The sequence below is a fragment of the bacterium genome (genome assembly GCA_035281585.1).
Classification (GTDB): domain Bacteria; phylum UBA10199; class UBA10199; order DSSB01; family DSSB01; genus DATEDP01.
Window position 1 is genome coordinate 23,009 of record DATEDP010000011.1, and the last position, 17,865, is coordinate 40,873.

Consider the following 17,865-nt stretch of genomic DNA (forward strand, 5'->3'; position numbering starts at 1 on the left):
TTGGGTGTCCGCTAGGCCATCCGCCGGCGAAGCGCGATGGCCGCCAATAATCCGATTCCAAAAATTCCCCAGCCGAAGGGCGATCCGCTTCTCGCCGACTGGCCGATCCGGCAGCCGCCGCCATCGGTGTCGTTGCTCAGGACGTTCACCGTGACGCTGGAGCTGTCGTTGCTCGGGTCGGTGTCGACGTCGGCGCCGGCGACGGTGGCGGTGTTCTCGACCGTGCCGTCGCTGTTGGCCGTGACGATGATGTTCAACGCCGCGCTCTCGCCCGGATCAAGGCTGCCCAAATCGCAGGTCACGGTGCCGCCGCTTTCGGAGCAGCCGGCGTCGATCGAGACCAGACTGACCTGGGAGGGCAAGGTGTCGGTGATAATGGCCGGGCTGATACCGGGGCCGTTATTGGTCACCGTCAGAGTGTAGGTGATCTCGTCGCCGACGATATAGATCTCGTCATCGGCGGTCTTGACGATCGCGAGGTCAGTCACCGCCGCTTCGACGGCGCCGATGTCGCATTCGGGACCTGAGGGCCGCACGAAACCGCGTTGGTCGATCGTCAAAACGGCTCCGCTGCCGTCTTGGCAGCCGGCGGGATTGCCGCCGTCGATGGCGGGGCTGCCGGCCAGCAAATTATGAGTCAGGGTGGGCCCTCCATTGTCTTGCAGCGGCCCGATCAACGGATCGCCGACGATGTCCTCGGGGTTGTTGCCAACCGGAAAGCCGTCGGGCTCGCAATTGGCGTTGGAAGAGCTGCCGAAGATATTGAAACCTTGGCTATTGAAGAAAGTTCCGCCGCAGTCGTCGCTGTTGGCGGAAGAGGTGTTGGCGCTGAAGATCGAATTGCGAAGGATATGGGTGCCGCCACCCGCGGCAAAGACACCGGCGCCATCGTCCGAGCTGTTTCCGGCGACGGTGACGTTGTTTATGGAGAGTCCAGGGTGCTGGACGAAGATGCCGCCGCCCGCGGCCGAAGCCTCGTTTCCGCTCACGGTGGTATTGGTGATTTCGCCGGCTTCGCCACCGGCGCCGCTGTGGTAAATGCCCCCACCATTGCCGTTATTGGTGGAATTGCCGCTGACCGTGACGGCGGTGACTTTGAACCCACCGCCATTGGAAATGTAGACTCCGGCTCCATCGCCCGAGGCAGTCAGCTGGTTGCTCTCAAAGGTCGAGCTCGAGATGTCGACGTCGAGGACGGAGGAGATGTAGGCGCCGCCGCCCAGAGCGCCGCTGCCATTGCTGGTGTTTCCGGAAAAGACGGAATTTTCGACCGTCACGTTTCCGAAAACGCTCAAAACCGCTCCGCCGCCGTTGTCGCCGGATTGATTGTCCCGAATCGAGGCTTCGCTCAAAATGGCGGCTTCGTCTCCGCCATTGCTGACGTAAATTCCGCCACCTTGACCGTTGAGTGCTTTGTTGCCGACGGCTTCGACGTTGGCGAGCTCGATACCATCGGGCGCCGATTGATAGAGGCCCCCGCCATTACCATTGAGCGATTCATTGTTTCGCAGGACAAGGTTTTGGACAAAGGTGGCCGGATCGCTGTTTCCGCCGTTGAGATAGAGGCCGCCGCCGTTGTCATCGCTGGAATTGCCTTCGAAGAGGGCGCCATCAATGTTGATCAAGGGTTTCGAGCCCGAAAGATAAGCTCCGCCACCGCCTGACACCGAGTGGTTATTGAGGAAGTGACAATCGGTGACGGTCACCGGATCGTTGGTCCCGACGTTATTGCCGGTCGAGAAATAGACGGCGCCGCCGATGCCCGGGCTATCGCCGTTTTGGAAGGTGATTCCGGTCAAGGTCAGGGAACCTTCGCCGCCGGTCATTTCCAGGATCCTTTCCTCGAGATCGGGACCGGCGTTGATGATGGTTTTCCCGGAGCCGGCGCCCTGGAGGGTGATCAAGGACGGGCTCGCGATGAAATCGAGATCGCCGGATTCGGGATTGCCCGCTTCGGTGATCGTCAGGTTATAGGTGCCTTCGCCTAGGACGATGGTATTGGCCTCGGTCGATGCGTTGGCCGACAAGGAAGCTTCGCGCAGCGAGCAGCGGGTGGGATTGCTTCCCTGACCGGTGCAGCCGTTCGGCGCCGCCACCGGCACCGGATCGTCGAAGACGTTGGGGGTGAAAGTGGCCGCGCCGAGCGGGGTTGCGCCGAGCAGGGCCGTTGCGCCCAACAGGGCACCGAGTAGCGGCGCCATCCGCCGGCGAAGCAAGATGACGGTTAATAATGCGATTCCAAAAATTCCCCAGCCCAAGGGGGATCCGCTTCTCGGCGACTGGCCGATCCGGCAGCCGCCGCCGTCGGTGTCGTTGCTCAGGACATTGACCGTGACGCTGGAGCTGTCGTTGCTCGGGTCGGTGTCGATGTCGGCGCCGGCGACGGTGGCCGTGTTCTCGACGGTGCCGTCGTTATTTGCCTCGACGACGATGTTCACCGCCGCGCTCGCCCCGGGATCGAGGGTGCCGAGATCGCAGGTCACGGTGCCGCCGCTCTCGGAGCAGCCGGCGTCGGCCGAGACAAAGCTGACTTCGGCGGGCAAAGCATCCGTGACCGCGGCCGGGCTGATGCCGGGACCGTTATTGGTCACCGTCAGGGTATAAGTGATCTCGTCGCCGACGACGTAGATCTCGTCATCGGCGGTCTTGGCGATCGCGAGGTCGGTGACCGCCGCTTCGACGGCGCCGATGTCGCATTCGGGGCCGGAGGGTTTTGCGAAACCGCGCTGGTCGGTGGTCAGGAAAGCGCCCTCGCCGTCGATGCAGCCACCGGGATTTCCGCCGTCAATGGCGGGGCTGCCGGCCAAAAGGTTGTGGGTTTGAGTGGGACCGCCATTGTCGGCCAAAGGCCCGATCATTGGGTCGCCGACGATATCGGTGGCGTTGAAGCCGACGCTCTGGCCATCGGGTTCGCAGTCGCCGTTGTTGGGGCTGCCAAAAATATTGTAGCCGTCGCTGTCGAAAACGCCGGCGCAGTCGTCGGTTTGGCCGGCGGAATCATTGCCCGACAATATGGTGTTGCGGAGGATGCAAGGCTCATTGCTGCACCAGGCGCCGCCGCCCACTCCGGCCGCGGTGTTGTCGGCGATCGTGACGTTATTATAGGAAATGCTGAACGTGTGGTCGGTGAAAACGCCGCCGCCGCCGGTGCCGTTGGCGGTGTTTCCGCTGAAGGTGGTGTTGGTGAACTCGTGAACGGTTCCGCTGCCGCCGGTGTAGTAGAGGCCGCCGCCGACGTCGGAAGCGGTGTTCCCGCTGAAGGTGCTGCCGAGAATCTGGATGCCGCCGCCGTTGGAGATGTTGGCACCGCCGCCGACCGTGCCACCACCTTGGGCCTCGTTGTTCGAAAACGTCGTGTTGACGATTTGAACGAAACCGCCGGTGCTGACGGTCAATCCGCCGCCGTCTCCATTGGTGACGGTGTTATCGCTGATCACGCTGTCGCGAAGCTCCAAACCGATGGGGAATCCGCCGTTGCCCACGAAAATTCCACCGGAAAAGACCGAGGCCTGATTCCCGGTGACTTGGACGTTGGAGACCGAGAGGCCTTTGGAGGAGCTCATCAAGATGCCGCCGGCTTGGCCGGACAGCGCTTGGTTGCCGGTAATAACCAAGTTTTTGATCGAATCGAGCTCGGTGGCGCTCCCGCCGTGAGAAAGATAGAGCGCTCCGCCATCGGCGTCGGTGGTGTTGTTCTGATAAGTGCCGCCGTCGATATTAATGGTGGGATTCCCGCTGGTTTGATAGACGGCTCCGCCGCTGGCGTCGGCATGATTGTTGATAAAATTACAGTTCAGAATATTGAAGGTGTCGGGATCGCTGGCGCCGATCGAATAACGAAGGGCTCCGCCCTCGCTCGCGGCGTTGCCTCCCTCGAAGGTGATTCCCTGAAGGGTCAGGTCGACCGAGGTTCCGACCACTTCCATGATCCGGTCGTTCAAGGCCGGCGCCGCCAGAATTTTCGTTTTATCGGGTCCCTGGCCTTGGACGGTGATGGAATAGTTAGTGCCGACGAAATCGAGGTCGCCGCTGCTGGGGTTGCCGGCATCGGGAATCGTCAATTCATAGGTGCCTTCGCTTAAGGCGATGGTGTTGGTCCCATCGCTGGCGGTGGCGGCCAAGACGGCTTCGCGCAAGGAGCACCGTCCGCCGCTGTTGCAGCCGTTGGGTGCGGCGACCGGCGTCGGGTCGTCGAAGACGTTGGGAGTGAAAGTGGCCGCGTGAAGCGACAGGGGAGCGCCGAGCGCCAGTCCGATGATGGTGAAGTAGTGAATGGTCCGCGATTGCATTCTGACCTCCATGAATGGGTCGTTTCGTCATTTGAATTTTTTGCGTTGAGCTACAGTTCAGCGAATCGATGCGATTGCCCGATGGACTTTCCCTTGAATGGCTGGGATTGTGGATATCGGATGCCCCGGAAGAACTTGCCCCTCGCTTTGCTCTTTTGGGAGTGCAATTGGAATTGTAGTCGATGAGCCGAGGCTGGCAAGCGGGAAAACGGAACAAAATGGTGTCCGGTTGGTTACTTTGCCAATGACTTAGCGCGTCATCTCTTCCCGCCGGCTCTTGAAGAAGAGGAGGGCGATCCCGCCGAGCACGGTCAAGCCGGCGCCCATTCCCCCAACCCAATCCAGCGAATCGCCGAAAAACCAGATCCCGAAAAGAAAGCTGAATAGCACCCCGGCGTAGGAGAAAGGAGCCACCCAGCTCGCGCTGTCGTTTTTATAGGCATAGGTCATGAAAAGCTGTCCCAGGCTGCCGAAGAGCCCGCTGCCGATCAGAAGCAAAGTTTGGCCCGGATTTGGCATGACCCAAGTATGGAGCATCGGCGGAAGCGAGAGCAGGGCCGCGACCACCATGAAATAGAAGGCCATGGTCCAGAAGGAGTCGGTCTGATGGAGCTGGCGGATCGCCACGTAAGCCCCAGCCGCGAAAACCGCGCCGCCCAGCCCCGCGAGCCCGGCCGCATTGAAGAGGTTGCCGCTGGGCCGAAGCACCAGGAGGATTCCGACGAAGGAAAGCAGGACCAGCAGCATCAAGAGGCTCGGGATCCTCTCGTCGAGGAAATACCAGGAGAGCAGGACCACGAAGATCGGCGAGCTTTGATTGAGGAGGGCGGCGTCGCCGAGCGGAATTTGGGCAAGAGCGTAAAAATTGAGCGTCATGGCGGCGAAACCGGCGAGCGCCCGGATCAGAAGGAGTCTTTGATTTTTTCCCCGGAGCGGAATTCCCCGGACCAGCATGACCCCGCCGAGGATCAATGCCGAAACCCCGGCTCGAAAAAAAGTGATTTCGAAAAGCGGGATGTCGCGGCCCAAGGCTTTGATGAAGGCGCCCATCACCGCGAAGAAGAGCGCCGAAAGCAACATGGACAGAGGGCCCTGCATAAAGGAAGCCGGAGCTAACATAAAAATTTCATCCGGTCTTCTGTGGATAAGTTTTCTAGATCCGGGGCCCAAAATTAGCGTTTTCCTGACACGTCGCGCCTTGTCTTCTCGGGCCGCGACGTTTAAAAATTAAATGAGCTAGGGTTATGAAGGATGTTCCCATGGCCAAAAAATTGTTCAGCATCGATGAAGTCAACGAGCTGATCCCTCAGCTTGAGCATCATTTCCAAAATCTCCTCTTGCACAAGAAGGAGATGTCCAAAGCCGCGGTCCGCCTTCGCCGGATGGGCCTGGAGCCGAACCTGCTTGAGAGCGAGCCGCCGAGCTCGGCCGACCCCGAATTGATCGAGCTCCATCGGGGCCTTCGCGAGCATTACGAGGCCTTCAAGCAGAGCTTGCTCTCGATCGAACGGACCGGCGGCGAGATCAAGGACCTCGAATTGGGCCGGGTCGAGTTTCCGGCCGTCGAAAACGGCTCCGAGATTCGCCTCACTTGGCAGCTGGGCGTGACCGAAGTCGCGCATCGCGACGCCGCCGAGGAGGTCACCCCCACTTTTTTCGAATTCCATAAAATCAGGAAGGCCGGGTAGGGGCGGGCCGAGCCGCGCCGTGTCATCCTGAGCGAAGCGAAGGACCTGCGACCTGCCCAAGAACCTATGGATACCAAAGCGCCTTCGTCTCCTCGGAATTCCATTCGATGACACGAAGCGGCTTGGGTCCTTGAAAGAGCCTTGGCAGGTCGCAGATCCTTCGCTTCGCTCAGGATGACCTTATTCCCCCCCTTTAACCAACCTCTTGAACAGCCTCTTCACCTGAGCCCGGGTCTTGGCCAAGCTGCCCGAATTGTCGATCACCCAATCAGCCCGGCGGTTCTTTTCCTTTTCCGGGAATTGACTGGCGACCCGCTTCTTGGCCTCGGCCAGATCCAAGGCTTCGCGCTCGACCAACCTTTGGAGCTGCTTTTGGCCACCGCTCGAGACCGTGATCATGGCGGGAAAGGCCCGATGGTAACCGGTTTCGACGTGCAGGGCGGCTTCGACCAAGACCAGCGGCGCCCGGCGGCGCAGGGCTTTCTGGATTTCGACGCCGATCAGCCGGCGGGTTTCGGGGTGGATCCGTCCCTCGAGCCAGGATTTTTCCTTGGCCGAGGAGAAGAGGATGCGGGCGAGGCGCTTTCGGTCGATTCCGCCCGAAGGCCGGAGGATTGAGCGGCCGTAACGGCGCCGCAGCTCGCGGTAGAGAGGCGAGCCCTTGGCGTAGACCCGGTGGGCAACCTTGTCGGCATCGATCACCGCCGCCCCCAGGTCGCGAAACATCGCGGCCACGGTGCTCTTGCCGCTGGCGATGCCGCCGGTGAGGGCGTAAATTTTCATGAAGGTTCCGGGGCCGGCGCATCCCCGATCGGGGGCTCGTCGCTCTTCAAGGCCATCGACTTGATCGAGAGCATGAAATGGATCAGCGGCAGGCCGGCTTTTTCGCCATAGGCCAGGATGGAATCGATGATTTGGCTTTCCATCTCCTCGTCGGCCGCGGCCATCAAGGTTTGAATCAGGCGGGAGACCTCGCGGTACTCAGCCGAGAAGGTCTCGTGAACCAGCCGCATTCGAGGGTTGAGCAGCTCCTGGCGGCGCATGGTCCAGGACATCGAATCGGCGAAGTCTTCCTCATGCCATTCCTCTTCCTTGATCCGATTCTGGGTTTCGATCAGCTTGTCGTAGATCTCGACCCGGGCCGGATCGAAGCCCTCGCTCTTGCGGTATTCGGCGACGGCTTCCTTAAACTTGCCCTTGCCGGCGAGCTTGTCGCCCTTCGACTCATGCTTCTTGGCTTTTTTGGGATCGCTCTTGCTCGCTTCGCTCATGGAAGTTCTCCAAAACCCATTCGATGAGGAATTCTCGCGTATTCTTCGCCGGATCGTCCAGCACAACTTCGACCATCCGGCGCAGGATTTGGCCGAGCAAAGGGCCTTCCGGATAGCCCAGCCGCATCAGATCGTGACCGGTCAGCGCCAAATCCTTGGGGCCGAAGGGCGGTTTCTTCTCGAGCTCCTCCTGGATCCGGCGCTTGAGCCGGAGGATGCCCTTGAGCTGGTTGGGATAGGCTCCGCCCTTCTTATCGGCGATGCGCAGGTCGACCAGCTTGAAGATCAGGTCCTTGCCGATCTTATGGATGAAGCGGCGAATCGCCCGCTCGGTATAGAAGCTCTTGGTCTCGAACATGTGGTGGTGAACCATGCTGAGCACGTTGTCGGGGTTGATGCCCAGCATGTTGGCCCGGTACTTCTTGAGCCATTTCCGGGTCAGCTTGGTCGAGACGATCTGGTGGCCATAGAAAGTGGTCCGCTGCGTCGCCTCGTTGAAGCCTACGGTGTAAGGCTTGCCGACGTCGTGGAAGAGCGAGGCGAACATCACCTCGAGATCGCCCATGTGGTCGAGGTCGGCGCAGGTCCGGGACGCGTCGAGGACCTTCATGGTGTGCTCGAAAACGTCGCCGCTCTTCTTGGCCGGCTGGGCCACGCCGATGGTCTTCTGGAGCTCGGGGAAGACGTGCTGCAACAGGCCGGTGTCGCGCATCAGATAGAAACCCAGCGAGGGTTGCTCGGCCCGGAAAAGCTTGCCGATCTCCTCGATGATCCGCTCCGGCGAGACGGTGTCGATGAGGGCGGCATGGGCCTTCATTGCCGCCAATGTCTCCGCTTCCACTTCCAGCTTGAAGCGGGCCGCGAACTGAACCGCCCGCATCAGGCGCAGCGGGTCCTCGACGAAGGCCTCGGCGAAGACCTGGCGCAGAATACCCCGCTGGAGGTCGGCCCGGCCGCCGAAAGGGTCGAGGATCTCGCCGGTGCTCAGCTCCCGGGCCATGGCATTGATGGTGAAGTCGCGGCGCTGGAGGTCGACCTCGACCGGCAGCTTCTCGTCGAAACGGACCTCGAAATCACGGTGGCCGGCGCCGGTCGACTTTTCGGTGCGGGGGAGCGCGATGTCGTAGCAGCGTTCCTCGCCCCGCGGCTTGAACTTCAAGACGCCGAAGGATTTGCCGACTTCGTGGAGCTGGCCTTCGGAACGAAGCAGGGACTTGAGTCGCTCGAAGGGCAGGCCGGTCACCAGCAGGTCGAGGTCTTTCTCGGGCCGGCTCAGGAGGGCGTCGCGGAGGGTTCCGCCGACCTCATAGACCTTCCCGCCGGCCCCATGAATTTGGTCGACGAAGGACATCTCTCATTGCCTAACATGGACTAACGCTTAGTTAAATAGGTCTGAATTTTAGCCTTGCGGGTGAGTTGGTCGAGGAAACCGCCCATCAGCTGGCTCTTTTGTCCCATCTCGAGCTGCTGGGCCGCTGTCTGGCGGGCGGTGGCATCCACCGGCCGGTCGCTGCGCTCGAGGAGCTGAAAGGCGAGAAGGTTGCTTCCGACCTGGATCGGCTGCTCGCAGACCTCGCCGGGTTTCAGCGCCAGCAGACATTGGAGGATGACCAGCGAGTCCTCGCGGCCGAAGCCGGCTTGGAGCTGAACTAGGTTTTGGGCTTCGGTCTCGGTTTCCTTGAGCGAGCGCGGCGCCAAGAGGGCTTCGACCGGCTTGTTCTCCTTGCGGGCGGCGATCCAATCGAGGGCCAGCTTGCGGGCCTCGGCGGTCGGCAAGGCTCCCGGCCCTTGGACCGGAAGGCTGAGCTGGCGAAGCTTGAGGAGGGTGTTCTGCACCTTCAGCTGGGACTCGACTTCGGCTTGGGCGACCACCGCCGAATTTTCGACGACCTTGCGCAGCTTCTCGGCGAGCAAATCCTGGCGGAAGTCGTACTCGAAGTTGGAGCCGAAAGTCTTCTCGTAGAAAGGCAAAAATTGATTGAGATAGAAATCGCGATTGAAGCGGCCGTCCTTTTGGAAGGTGGGATTCAGGCGGATCTCCTGGCCCAGCTCCTGGTCCGGAACCCGGAGGCCCATCTTGTGGGCGGCTTGAGCCATCAGCGAATTCTGAATCAGCCGTTGCAGGACCTGGCTCTCGATCATTTGCCGCATGTCGGGCCCGACCGGGTTGCCTTGGTTGAACTGCTGGATCATCTCGGTTTGATTTTCCACTCCCTGGAAAAACTTGGCGGCCGGGATGTTTTCGCCGTTGACCTTGGCGATCAGAGCGCCGCCGACTTGGTTCGAATTGTCGATCGTGCTGTAGCCGTAGAAGAGGATGAAGCTCAGCGCGATGACGCCGAGCAGGGTTTTGGAAAAAACCGACGAAAGATTCCGCATTTGTTCTAACATCGCGCGCTTATTAAAGTTCCGCCGACCAAATTGCAACAGCTTAAAGAATCTAAAGGCCACTTTCCCGTTTGACTTGAGAAGGGGGGCTTGGTAGCCGAAGAGACCTCCAGGTTCCCTTTTTTGGAAGGCAACACAGCTTAAAAGGGCGAAATTCCCAATGATTCTAGACCCAATTCTCGGCTTGTTCTCGAACGACCTCGCGATCGATCTCGGGACGGCCAACACTTTAGTCTACGTGAAGGGCAAGGGCGTGGTTTGCGCCGAGCCTTCGGTCGTGGCGGTGCAAAAAGACGGGCGAGGAATGCGCAAGGTTTTGGCGGTGGGGCGGGAGGCGAAGGACATGCTCGGCCGGACCCCCGGCAACATCGAGGCGATCCGGCCCATGAAGGAAGGCGTCATCGCCGACTTCGAGATCACCGAGGCCATGCTTCGCTACTTCATCCGCAAGGTTCACAACCGCCGGACCCTGGTCCGTCCCCGCATCATCATTTGCGTCCCCTTCGGCATCACCGAGGTCGAGCGCCGGGCGGTCCGGGAGTCGGCCGAATGCGCCGGCGCCCGCGAGGTCTACCTGATCGACGAGCCGATGGCGGCGGCGATCGGCGCCGGATTGCCCATCACCGAGCCCTCCGGCAACATGATCGTCGACATCGGCGGCGGCACCACCGAGGTGGCGGTGATCAGCTTGGCCGGGATCGTCTATTCCAAATCGATCCGGGTAGCCGGCGACAAGATGGACGAGTCGATCATCCAATATTTGAAGCGAAAATATAATTTGCTGATCGGAGAGCGGACCGCCGAGCAGATCAAGATCGACATCGGCAGCGCCTATCCCAACGGCGAGATCAAGACGATGGAGATCAAGGGCCGGGACCTGGTTGCCGGCGTGCCCCGGGTCATGGAGGTCAACTCCGAGGAGATCCGCGAGGCCATCGCCGAGCCGGTTCACGCCATCGTCGAGGCGGTGAAGGTCGCCTTGGAGCGGACCCCACCGGAGCTGGCCGCCGACATCGTCGACAAGGGGATCGTCCTTTCGGGCGGTGGGGCCTTGCTCTCGCATATCGATGTGCTATTGCGCGAAGAAACCGGCTTGCCGGTCACGATCGCGGAAGACCCGCTTTCGGCGGTGGTCTTCGGCACCGGCAAGGCCCTCGACCAGCTCGATCAGCTCAAGGGCATCACGGTCAATTCGTACTAGTTTCTTCTTCCAGGTCTTCTCCCCCTCCTTTGTAAGGAGGGGGCAGGGGGAGGTAGAGCGTCGGCAATAAATACCAAGCGGGTGTCTTTGCCGACGCTCTACCCCTCCCTAACCCCCCCCTTACAAAGGGGAGGGAAAGAGAGGCCATGTCTTCCGCCCGACGAAAAATTTCCTGGCTCTTCGCCGGCTTTGCCTTGGCCGGGACTTTGTTCTTTCTCGCCCGCAGTGGGCGCCAAACCGCCGCGCCGCGCTGGGACCAGCGCTTGGCCATCGCCATCGTCGGGCCGGTTTCGGAAGGGACCGCTTCGGTTTCGCGCCGGGTTTCGGCATTTGTCCATCATTGGACCGAGCTCCGGGGCGCCCAGCGCGAGAACCTTGCCTTGCGGGCCGAGAGCGAGCGGCTGGAGGCCGAGGTCCTGAAACTCCGCGAGGAAAACCAGCAGCTCCGATCCCGCGACCGGCTCTTCGCCGAGAGCGGGGTCGAAACCTCCCAAGGCAAGGTGGCTCGGGTGCTGGGGCAGGACCCTTCGCCGCTTCGCCGCAGTCTTACCATCGACGCCGGCCGCGAGGACGGCATCGAGCCCGATCAGATTGTGATCGCCAAGGGCGGGATCGTGGGCCGGGTGCTCCAGGCCGGTCCGCGCCGCAGTCAAGTCCTCCTCATCACCGATTTGGACAGCGCGGTCGACGTCGTGGCCGCCCGAACTCGGGCCCGTGGGATCTTGGTCGGCCTGCGCCGCGACATGGGATTGAAGCGCGAGCGTTGGCTGACCCAGGCCGAGTATGTTTCGGGTTCCGAGGAAATCCTCGCCGGCGACTTGCTGCTGAGCTCCGGCCAGGATGGGGTTTTTCCCCAAGGTTATCCGGTAGGAGTCGTCGAGAAGGTGGAGAAGGACGCCTCGGGCTTGTTTTGGAAGGCCGAGGTCCAGCCCTATGCCGAGCTTCAGAAGCTGGAAGAGGTTTTGGTTTTGACCGCGAACACGATTCCCCCCTTTGAAAAAGGGGGGCCAGGGGGGATTTGACGGGGTTGGCAGATGACACGAGGTTTTTTGTTTTTGCCACGGCTTTAAATCCCCCCAAGCCCCCCTTTTTCAAAGGGGGGTTTAAGAGAGAGCGATGAGAGATTTTTTTAAATATCTGGTGTTGGGTCTGCTCGGCCTGAGTCTGAGCCTGGCCTTGCCGCAAATTCCGGTGAATTGGGCGGCCCTCGTCTTGACCCAAACTTATCTCGCCGGCGTCCGGCGCTTTTCGCCCTGGATGGTCTTGCTCCTCTTGGCTTGGGCCTATTCGGCTTTCTCCTTGAGCTCGGCCCTGGTCTTTGCCGTGCCTTGGGCCCTGGCTTGGTTGATCGGCCTCGGCTTGCGAAGGTCCTTTCATTGGGAAGGCCCCGAGGAGAGGGCCTTGGTTCTGGCCTTGCTCAGCGTTCTTCCGATCACCGCCGGCGCCTGGCTCGCCCTGGGCCCCCGCGGCCCCTGGCTGTTGGATTGGCGGGATTGGTTCGCGGGATTGACGACCTTCGGAGTCGGCTTCTTCGGGGCGCCGCTGCTTTCCTTGCTGGGGCTCCGACTCCGGCGACGGCTTTCGGCTTTTTTGCCAAGGCGGAGCCAAGTCGATTTGAGCCGCGCCGATTGGCTCTCGGGGCGGGACTCGCGCTTAAGCCGCAAACCCTTCGGTCTCGAAAAGGGGATTTGAGATGGAGGTCGATCGCCGCCGTCTCGGCCTTTTTGCTTTGCTGGTCCTGCTCTTCTTCGGCCTCGCGCTCTACCGCCTCATCGACCTCCAGATCCTCAACGGCGAGAAATTCCTCCGCTTCAGCCGTATGAACACGCTGCGCGAAATTCCGCTGCCGGCGCCGCGAGGCAAGATCCTCGATCGTCAAGGCCGGGTCCTGGCCGACAACCGGCCGAGCTTCACCCTTCGCCTCAACTTGGCCCAGGTGAAAGACCTGAAGGTCACCCAGCGCTCACTGGCTTATCTACTTCAAAGCGACGAGGCGTCCTTGAGCCAAAAACTCAACGTCAAGCGCGGCGCCTCGCTCCTGGCCCCGGTGACGGTGGCCCAGGACCTCAGCCGCGACGAGGTGGCGCGGATTCGGGCGCGGATGACCCGCGTCCGGGCCGGCGCCGAGCCCGACCTGGACTTGAACGGCGTCGAGCTGGTGGTTCAATTCGAGCGAGTCTATCCCTACCGCGACAAGGCCGGGCACGTCCTGGGTTACGTCCGCGAGGCCGGCGAGAAGGAATTGGCCGAGTGGGAGAAACGGGAGCCCGGCCGGGTCAACCCTGGCGACGACGTCGGCGTCGCCGGCGTCGAAAAAGCTTTCGATGCCGAGCTTCGCGGCTACGACGGCTCCCGGCGGACCTTGGTCGATGCGCTGGGCCGCGAGGCCGATTTGGGAGAGATGGGGATGGAAGGATTGCTCGGCGAGACCCCGGCCCGCGCCGGTGAAACGCTGCGCTTGAGCCTCGATGCCCGCTTGATGGAAGTCGGCGCCGAGGCCTTCCAAGGGAAAGTCGGAACGCTGGTCGCCCTCGATCCGCGGAGCGGCGAGGTCCTGGCCTGGGTGAGCCGGCCGTCCTACGATCCCGAAACCCTGACCGGGACCATTCCGGCGGCTTTATGGAAGGAGCTGCGGGACAATCCCGACAACGTCATGCTCAACCGCCCGATTCAGGGGGCCTATCCGCCGGGCTCGACCTACAAGATCGTCACCGCCGTCGCCGGCTTGGCCGAGAACGAGACCGACTTCAAGACGACGGTGAACTGCCCGGGCTACTATTCCTTCGGCGGCCGCAATTGGGGCTGCTGGAACAAGAAAGGTCACGGCCGGGTGGATTTGCGGCGGGCTTTGATTTCTTCCTGCGACGTCTTTTTCTACAAGCTGGGCGAGAAGCTGGGACCCGACCGCTTGGCTCACTACGCCAAGCTGCTCGGCCTCGGCCAAAAGACCGGGATTTTGAGCGACACCGAGCGCGAAGGGCTTATCCCGACCCGGGAGTGGAAGGAAAAAAACCGAAAGGAAAAATGGGTGCCCAGCGACAGCCTCGGCATCGCCATCGGCCAGGGCTTCGACTTGGTCACGCCTCTGCAGAACGCGCTGATGATGGCGCGCTTCGCCGCCGGTGGCAGGGAGCTCCGGCCCCGCCTTTTGGCCGAAACCGGGACACCGCGGGTCCCGGCCTTGCCTTGGGGCATCTCGGAGGAGGAGTTTGCCAAGCTTCGCGAGGCCCTGGTGGCGGTGGTCGAAGAGGGCGGGGGGACCGGCGGCAAGGCTAGGGTTCCGGGGATCAAGGTCGCCGGCAAGACCGGCACCGCTCAGGTGGTCGGCTATGAAAGCCTGGCTAAGGGAATCGCCAAGGGCAAGACCGGCGACCACGCCTGGTTCGTCGCCTTCGCTCCGGCCGAGAATCCGGAGATCGCGGTCGCGGTCTTGGTCGAGCACGGCGGTCACGGCGGGTCGGCGGCGGCGCCGATCGCTCAGAAAGTGATGGCCGAATATTTTAAGGAACGTGCAAGCAAGCCACCCCCTCCTTTGTAAGGAGGGGGCAGGGGGGAGGTAGAGCCTTGGCGTCATGCAATGATTGAGCATGATATCGACGCTCTACCCCTCCCTGGCCCTCCCCTTACAAAGGGGAGGGAAAGGAGAAATGGTCTCGAAGCCCCGAAAGCTCTTTTATCTCTTTCCCTGGCCTTTAATGGCCCTGGTTCTGCTGCTGCTCGGCGCCGGCTTGGTCAACCTCTACAGCGCCTCGACCGCCGCCGATGGGAGCCTGGCGCCTTATTTTCATTCTCAGCTGATTTGGGTCGGGATCGGCTTGGCTCTCTTGGCACTGACTCAGACCTTCAATTATCGCCGCCTGTTGGCGGTGGCCCCGCCCTTTTATCTCTTCACCTTGGTTCTGCTGGTCCTGGTGGTGCTGATCGGCAAGAGCTCCGGCGGCCAGAAGAACTGGCTGGCGCTGGGGCCGTTTCGCTTTCAGCCGAGCGAGCTGGCCAAGCTTTCGCTCATCCTGCTGCTGGCGAAATATTTCCAAGCCCCGGCGCCGGCCAAGCGTTTCCTGAGCTATTGGCTCAAGCCGATGGGCTTGGTGCTCTTGCCGATGGCCTTGATTTTGGCCGAGCGCGATCTGGGCTCGGCGCTCTTCTTCGGTTTGATCGGCCTGACCTTTCTTTTTCTGGCGGGGCTGCCGGCGCGTTACCTGGTCTATGGCCTGATTTTGGCCTCACTGTGCAGCGTCGGGGCTTACCGATATTTCCTGAGCGGCTATCAGAAGAGCCGGATCCAAACTTTCTTGAACCCGGAAAGCGATCCCCGCGGAAAAGGCTATCACCTCATCCAGTCGAAGATCGCGGTCGGATCGGGACAATGGCTGGGCAAGGGCTTCCTGAAAGGGGATTTGAACAAGTTCCGATTCCTGCCCGAGCGCCACACCGATTTCGTCTTCCCGGTCTTGGCCGAGGAGTGGGGCTTCGCCGGCGGGGCCGCGGCCCTCGGCGGCTTGAGCGTCTTGCTGCTCTTGCTGCTCCAGGGCGCGGGCAAGCTCCAGGACCGCTTCGGCGCTTACTTGGTGGTCGGGGTCGCCGCCCTGCTTTTTTGGCAGACAGTGATCAACCTCGGCGGCGTGCTCGGACTGATGCCGCTGGCCGGCGTGACGTTGCCGTTCTTCAGCTACGGCGGATCGGCCCTGCTGACGTCCTTGCTCGGCCTGGGGCTGGCGGCGAATGCGTTGACGCGGAGGTATATGTTTTGAATTCCCTCCCCTTTGTAAGGGGGGGGTTAGGGAGGGGTAGAGCGCTCGCGTCATGCAAAAATTTTGCAGGACGCACGCGTTCTACCTCCCCTGACCCCCTCCTTACAAAGGAGGGGGAAGAAAACTTACAGCGACTTTTGGATGAACTGGTCCAGCGTCGGCTTCGGCACCGAGCCGACCAATTGGTCGACGACCTTGCCGCCTTTGACCAGCAGCAAAGTGGGGATGCCGCGCACGCCGTACTGGGCGGGTGTGTCGGGATTTTCGTCCACGTTCATCTTGAAGACCTTGAGCTTGCCTTGGGTTTCGTCGGCGACTTGGTCGACGAGCGGACCCAAAGCCCGGCAAGGACCGCACCATTCGGCCCAGAAATCGACCAAGGCGGGCAGGTCGGAACCCAGGACCTCGCTCTGGAAATTGGCGTCGGTGGCGATCTTGACGTTGGGGCTAGCCATGGAAAATCTCCTTCTTCATCGTTCAGGCTCTCAAGATAAATCATTATAGCCTCGGCAAAGTCAAACGATGTATGAAGGTTAAGGAGATTCGCATTCAGAACATATTTTTGAACGGGTCCTGTCCGGTCTGCACCCCCACCGTCCTCGCTTCGCTCCGGGCGGCGGGGGGCCCCCGCCCGGCCACCCATTCAAAAATATGTTCTGAATGCGAATGATTATTTGGGATTGGATGAAGGATGAATTTTAAGCTGCTCTTCGGCGGTAGCCTGGTTCTGTTCATGGTGCTCTTGGCCTTGCTCGCGCCGATCCTGCCGATGCCTTCGCCCGATGTCTCGGACATGGCCGGCGAGCTGAAGGGGCCCTCGGTCCAGCACCTGCTGGGTCAGGACGAAGAGGGGCGCGATGTGCTCTCCCGGGTCATCTATGGAGCCCGGCTTTCGCTCTTGATTTCCTTCCTCACCGTCGCGATCTCGCTTTCGATCGGCACCTTGGTCGGCTTGATCGCCGGTTACTTCGGTGGCCGGCTCGACGAGGCTTTCGTCTTTCTAAGCGATCTGTTCATGGCCTTCCCCTCGATCCTCTTGATCATCGCCTTGGCCTCCTTCATGCCGCCGAGCATCTTCAACATCATCCTGGTGCTTTCGGTGGTCGGTTGGGTTTCCTATGCCCGGATCGTCCGCGGCCAAGTCCTGGCCCTGCGCCGAGTGGAGTACGTCCAAGCCGCCGAGACCTTGGGCTTCGGCAGTCCCCGGATCCTCGTTCGCCACATCTTCCCCAATGTCTTGGGTCCGGTGATCGTCAATGCCACCTTGAGCATCGCCGGTGTGATCATCGCCGAGACCACCCTGTCGTTTTTGGGCATCGGCGTGCCGCCGGGCACCCCTTCCTGGGGCGCGATGCTCGACGCCGGCGTGGCCTACCTTTTGGTCGCGCCCCATCTCTCGGTCGTGCCCGGCATCGCGATCATGCTGACGGTCTTGGGTTTCAACTTTTTGGGCGACGCGCTCCGCGATCGCTACGACGTGAGAAATTGACGCAAACCCCCCTTTGAAAAAGGGGGGTTGGGGGGATTTAGAAATGCAACGAATTCATCTCCCGACATGAAAGATTGACAATGCCTCTAACCAAATTGAAAAAAACCGTGGGATCGCTGCTGGTGGTCGGATTCGAGGGCCACCGGGTCACCGATTCGCTGGAGAACTTTCTCCAGCAGTGGGACCTTGGCGGGGTCATCCTCTTCAAGCGCAACATCGAGTCCTTCGAGCAGGTGCGGGAGCTGAACCGCACGATCGACGTTTTGGCCAAGGCCGCGCCGATCGTCTCGGTCGATCATGAAGGCGGCCGGGTCTTTCGCCTCCCCGAGCCTTTCACCGCTTTTCCGCCGATGCGGCTGGTCGGCGAGGCCTGCCTCCGCGACGGCAGCGGGGCCGCGGCTGAGGAGGTCGGCCGGATCTTCGCCCGGGAGCTGCGGGCCGCCGGCTTCAACGTCGATTACGCCCCGGTCCTTGACGTCGACAGCAATCCCCTAAATCCGATCATCGGCGACCGTGCCTTTTCCAGCGACCCCGAGGCGGCGTCCGAAGCGGCCTTGTCCTTTTGGCGGGGGCTCGAAGCCGAGGGAGTCCGAGGTTGCGGCAAACATTTTCCCGGCCATGGCGACACTCGGGAGGATTCTCATCTCACCTTGCCGGTGATCGACAAGCCAGAAAAGGAAATGGTGCTCTGCGAATGGGTTCCCTTCGTCAAGGCGATCCGAGCCGGGATCCCGCTCCTGATGACCGCCCATGTCCTTTTCCCGGCCCTGGACAAGGACTGGCCGGCC

The 17,865-nt window shown here is 61.4% G+C and carries 15 protein-coding genes; 8 read left to right on the forward strand and 7 right to left on the reverse strand.

Translation table 11 applies throughout. The annotated features are described in order from the left end of the window. Nucleotides 1-11 precede the first annotated feature (11 nt). Nucleotides 12-4,289, reverse strand: coding sequence for a choice-of-anchor Q domain-containing protein (locus VJR29_00485; protein HKY61870.1), 4,278 nt, complete (start codon nt 4,287-4,289; stop codon nt 12-14). Nucleotides 4,290-4,538: 249 nt separating this feature from the next. Then, entirely contained in the window at nt 4,539-5,387 is an 849-nt protein-coding gene (locus tag VJR29_00490; protein ID HKY61871.1) for a DMT family transporter, read from the reverse strand. 161 nt (nt 5,388-5,548) lie between these two features. Here VJR29_00490 and VJR29_00495 point away from each other — a divergent pair, with 161 nt between their 5' ends. Next, complete coding sequence (locus VJR29_00495; protein ID HKY61872.1) at nt 5,549-5,977, forward strand: DUF2203 family protein; 429 nt, start codon at nt 5,549-5,551, stop codon at nt 5,975-5,977. A gap of 180 nt (nt 5,978-6,157) precedes the next feature. Here the strand turns inward: VJR29_00495 and coaE are convergent, their stop codons facing one another. Genes coaE through VJR29_00515 form a run of 4 tightly spaced genes read right to left on the reverse strand, consistent with a single transcriptional unit; the run spans nt 6,158 to nt 9,639 of the window. Continuing rightward, a complete protein-coding gene (gene coaE, locus VJR29_00500; protein HKY61873.1) occupies nt 6,158-6,760 on the reverse strand; it encodes a dephospho-CoA kinase in 603 nt (200 codons plus the stop codon). After that, on the reverse strand, nt 6,757-7,248 hold the full coding sequence (locus VJR29_00505) for a hypothetical protein (protein HKY61874.1): 492 nt from the start codon (nt 7,246-7,248) through the stop codon (nt 6,757-6,759). The genes coaE and VJR29_00505 overlap by 4 nt, the downstream gene beginning before the upstream one ends. Further along, nucleotides 7,202-8,599 carry an HD domain-containing protein gene (locus VJR29_00510; GenBank protein ID HKY61875.1) on the reverse strand — a complete coding sequence of 466 codons (1,398 nt, stop codon included), beginning with the start codon at nt 8,597-8,599 and terminating at the stop codon, nt 7,202-7,204. The genes VJR29_00505 and VJR29_00510 overlap by 47 nt, the downstream gene beginning before the upstream one ends. Before the next feature lie 20 nt (nt 8,600-8,619). Then, nucleotides 8,620-9,639, reverse strand: coding sequence for a SurA N-terminal domain-containing protein (locus VJR29_00515; GenBank protein ID HKY61876.1), 1,020 nt, complete (start codon nt 9,637-9,639; stop codon nt 8,620-8,622). Nucleotides 9,640-9,796: 157 nt separating this feature from the next. On the opposite strand from VJR29_00515, the gene VJR29_00520 reads away from it, so the two are divergent. The 5 genes from VJR29_00520 to rodA all read left to right on the forward strand — a co-directional run bounded on the left by VJR29_00520 (nt 9,797) and on the right by rodA (nt 15,588). Beyond that, the gene (locus VJR29_00520; GenBank protein ID HKY61877.1) at nt 9,797-10,837 is read left to right on the forward strand and encodes a rod shape-determining protein; all 1,041 of its coding nucleotides are present in this window, start codon (nt 9,797-9,799) and stop codon (nt 10,835-10,837) included. Between the two features lie 146 nt (nt 10,838-10,983). Further along, nucleotides 10,984-11,859, forward strand: a complete 876-nt coding sequence (gene mreC, locus VJR29_00525) for a rod shape-determining protein MreC (GenBank protein HKY61878.1) — start codon at nt 10,984-10,986, stop codon at nt 11,857-11,859. Between the two features lie 94 nt (nt 11,860-11,953). Further along, a complete protein-coding gene (locus VJR29_00530; GenBank protein HKY61879.1) occupies nt 11,954-12,529 on the forward strand; it encodes a hypothetical protein in 576 nt (191 codons plus the stop codon). Nucleotide 12,530: 1 nt separating this feature from the next. Continuing rightward, complete coding sequence (gene mrdA, locus VJR29_00535; protein HKY61880.1) at nt 12,531-14,375, forward strand: penicillin-binding protein 2; 1,845 nt, start codon at nt 12,531-12,533, stop codon at nt 14,373-14,375. Between the two features lie 109 nt (nt 14,376-14,484). After that, entirely contained in the window at nt 14,485-15,588 is a 1,104-nt protein-coding gene (gene rodA / locus VJR29_00540; GenBank protein HKY61881.1) for a rod shape-determining protein RodA, read from the forward strand. A 125-nt stretch (nt 15,589-15,713) separates the two neighbouring features. On the opposite strand, the gene trxA is transcribed toward rodA, so the two are convergent. Beyond that, nucleotides 15,714-16,043 (reverse strand): thioredoxin, encoded by a 330-nt coding sequence (gene trxA, locus VJR29_00545; protein HKY61882.1) that lies wholly within the window; start codon nt 16,041-16,043, stop codon nt 15,714-15,716. 236 nt (nt 16,044-16,279) lie between these two features. Here trxA and VJR29_00550 point away from each other — a divergent pair, with 236 nt between their 5' ends. After that, the gene (locus tag VJR29_00550; protein ID HKY61883.1) at nt 16,280-17,077 is read left to right on the forward strand and encodes an ABC transporter permease; all 798 of its coding nucleotides are present in this window, start codon (nt 16,280-16,282) and stop codon (nt 17,075-17,077) included. An 80-nt stretch (nt 17,078-17,157) separates the two neighbouring features. Next, nucleotides 17,158-17,865: glycoside hydrolase family 3 N-terminal domain-containing protein (locus VJR29_00555; protein ID HKY61884.1), on the forward strand; the 708-nt coding region annotated here is incomplete at its 3' end.

Coding starts and splice junctions, on each gene's coding strand:
- VJR29_00505 (HKY61874.1), bottom strand. CDS start 7,248: ATGAGCGAAGCGAGCAAGAGCGATCCCAAAAAAGCCAAGAAGCATGAG.
- mrdA (HKY61880.1), top strand. CDS start 12,531: ATGGAGGTCGATCGCCGCCGTCTCGGCCTTTTTGCTTTGCTGGTCCTG.
- VJR29_00485 (HKY61870.1), bottom strand. CDS start 4,289: ATGCAATCGCGGACCATTCACTACTTCACCATCATCGGACTGGCGCTC.
- mreC (HKY61878.1), top strand. CDS start 10,984: ATGTCTTCCGCCCGACGAAAAATTTCCTGGCTCTTCGCCGGCTTTGCC.
- VJR29_00510 (HKY61875.1), bottom strand. CDS start 8,599: ATGTCCTTCGTCGACCAAATTCATGGGGCCGGCGGGAAGGTCTATGAG.
- VJR29_00515 (HKY61876.1), bottom strand. CDS start 9,639: ATGTTAGAACAAATGCGGAATCTTTCGTCGGTTTTTTCCAAAACCCTG.
- VJR29_00495 (HKY61872.1), top strand. CDS start 5,549: ATGGCCAAAAAATTGTTCAGCATCGATGAAGTCAACGAGCTGATCCCT.
- VJR29_00490 (HKY61871.1), bottom strand. CDS start 5,387: ATGCAGGGCCCTCTGTCCATGTTGCTTTCGGCGCTCTTCTTCGCGGTG.
- trxA (HKY61882.1), bottom strand. CDS start 16,043: ATGGCTAGCCCCAACGTCAAGATCGCCACCGACGCCAATTTCCAGAGC.
- VJR29_00530 (HKY61879.1), top strand. CDS start 11,954: ATGAGAGATTTTTTTAAATATCTGGTGTTGGGTCTGCTCGGCCTGAGT.
- VJR29_00520 (HKY61877.1), top strand. CDS start 9,797: ATGATTCTAGACCCAATTCTCGGCTTGTTCTCGAACGACCTCGCGATC.
- rodA (HKY61881.1), top strand. CDS start 14,485: ATGGTCTCGAAGCCCCGAAAGCTCTTTTATCTCTTTCCCTGGCCTTTA.
- VJR29_00550 (HKY61883.1), top strand. CDS start 16,280: ATGAATTTTAAGCTGCTCTTCGGCGGTAGCCTGGTTCTGTTCATGGTG.
- coaE (HKY61873.1), bottom strand. CDS start 6,760: ATGAAAATTTACGCCCTCACCGGCGGCATCGCCAGCGGCAAGAGCACC.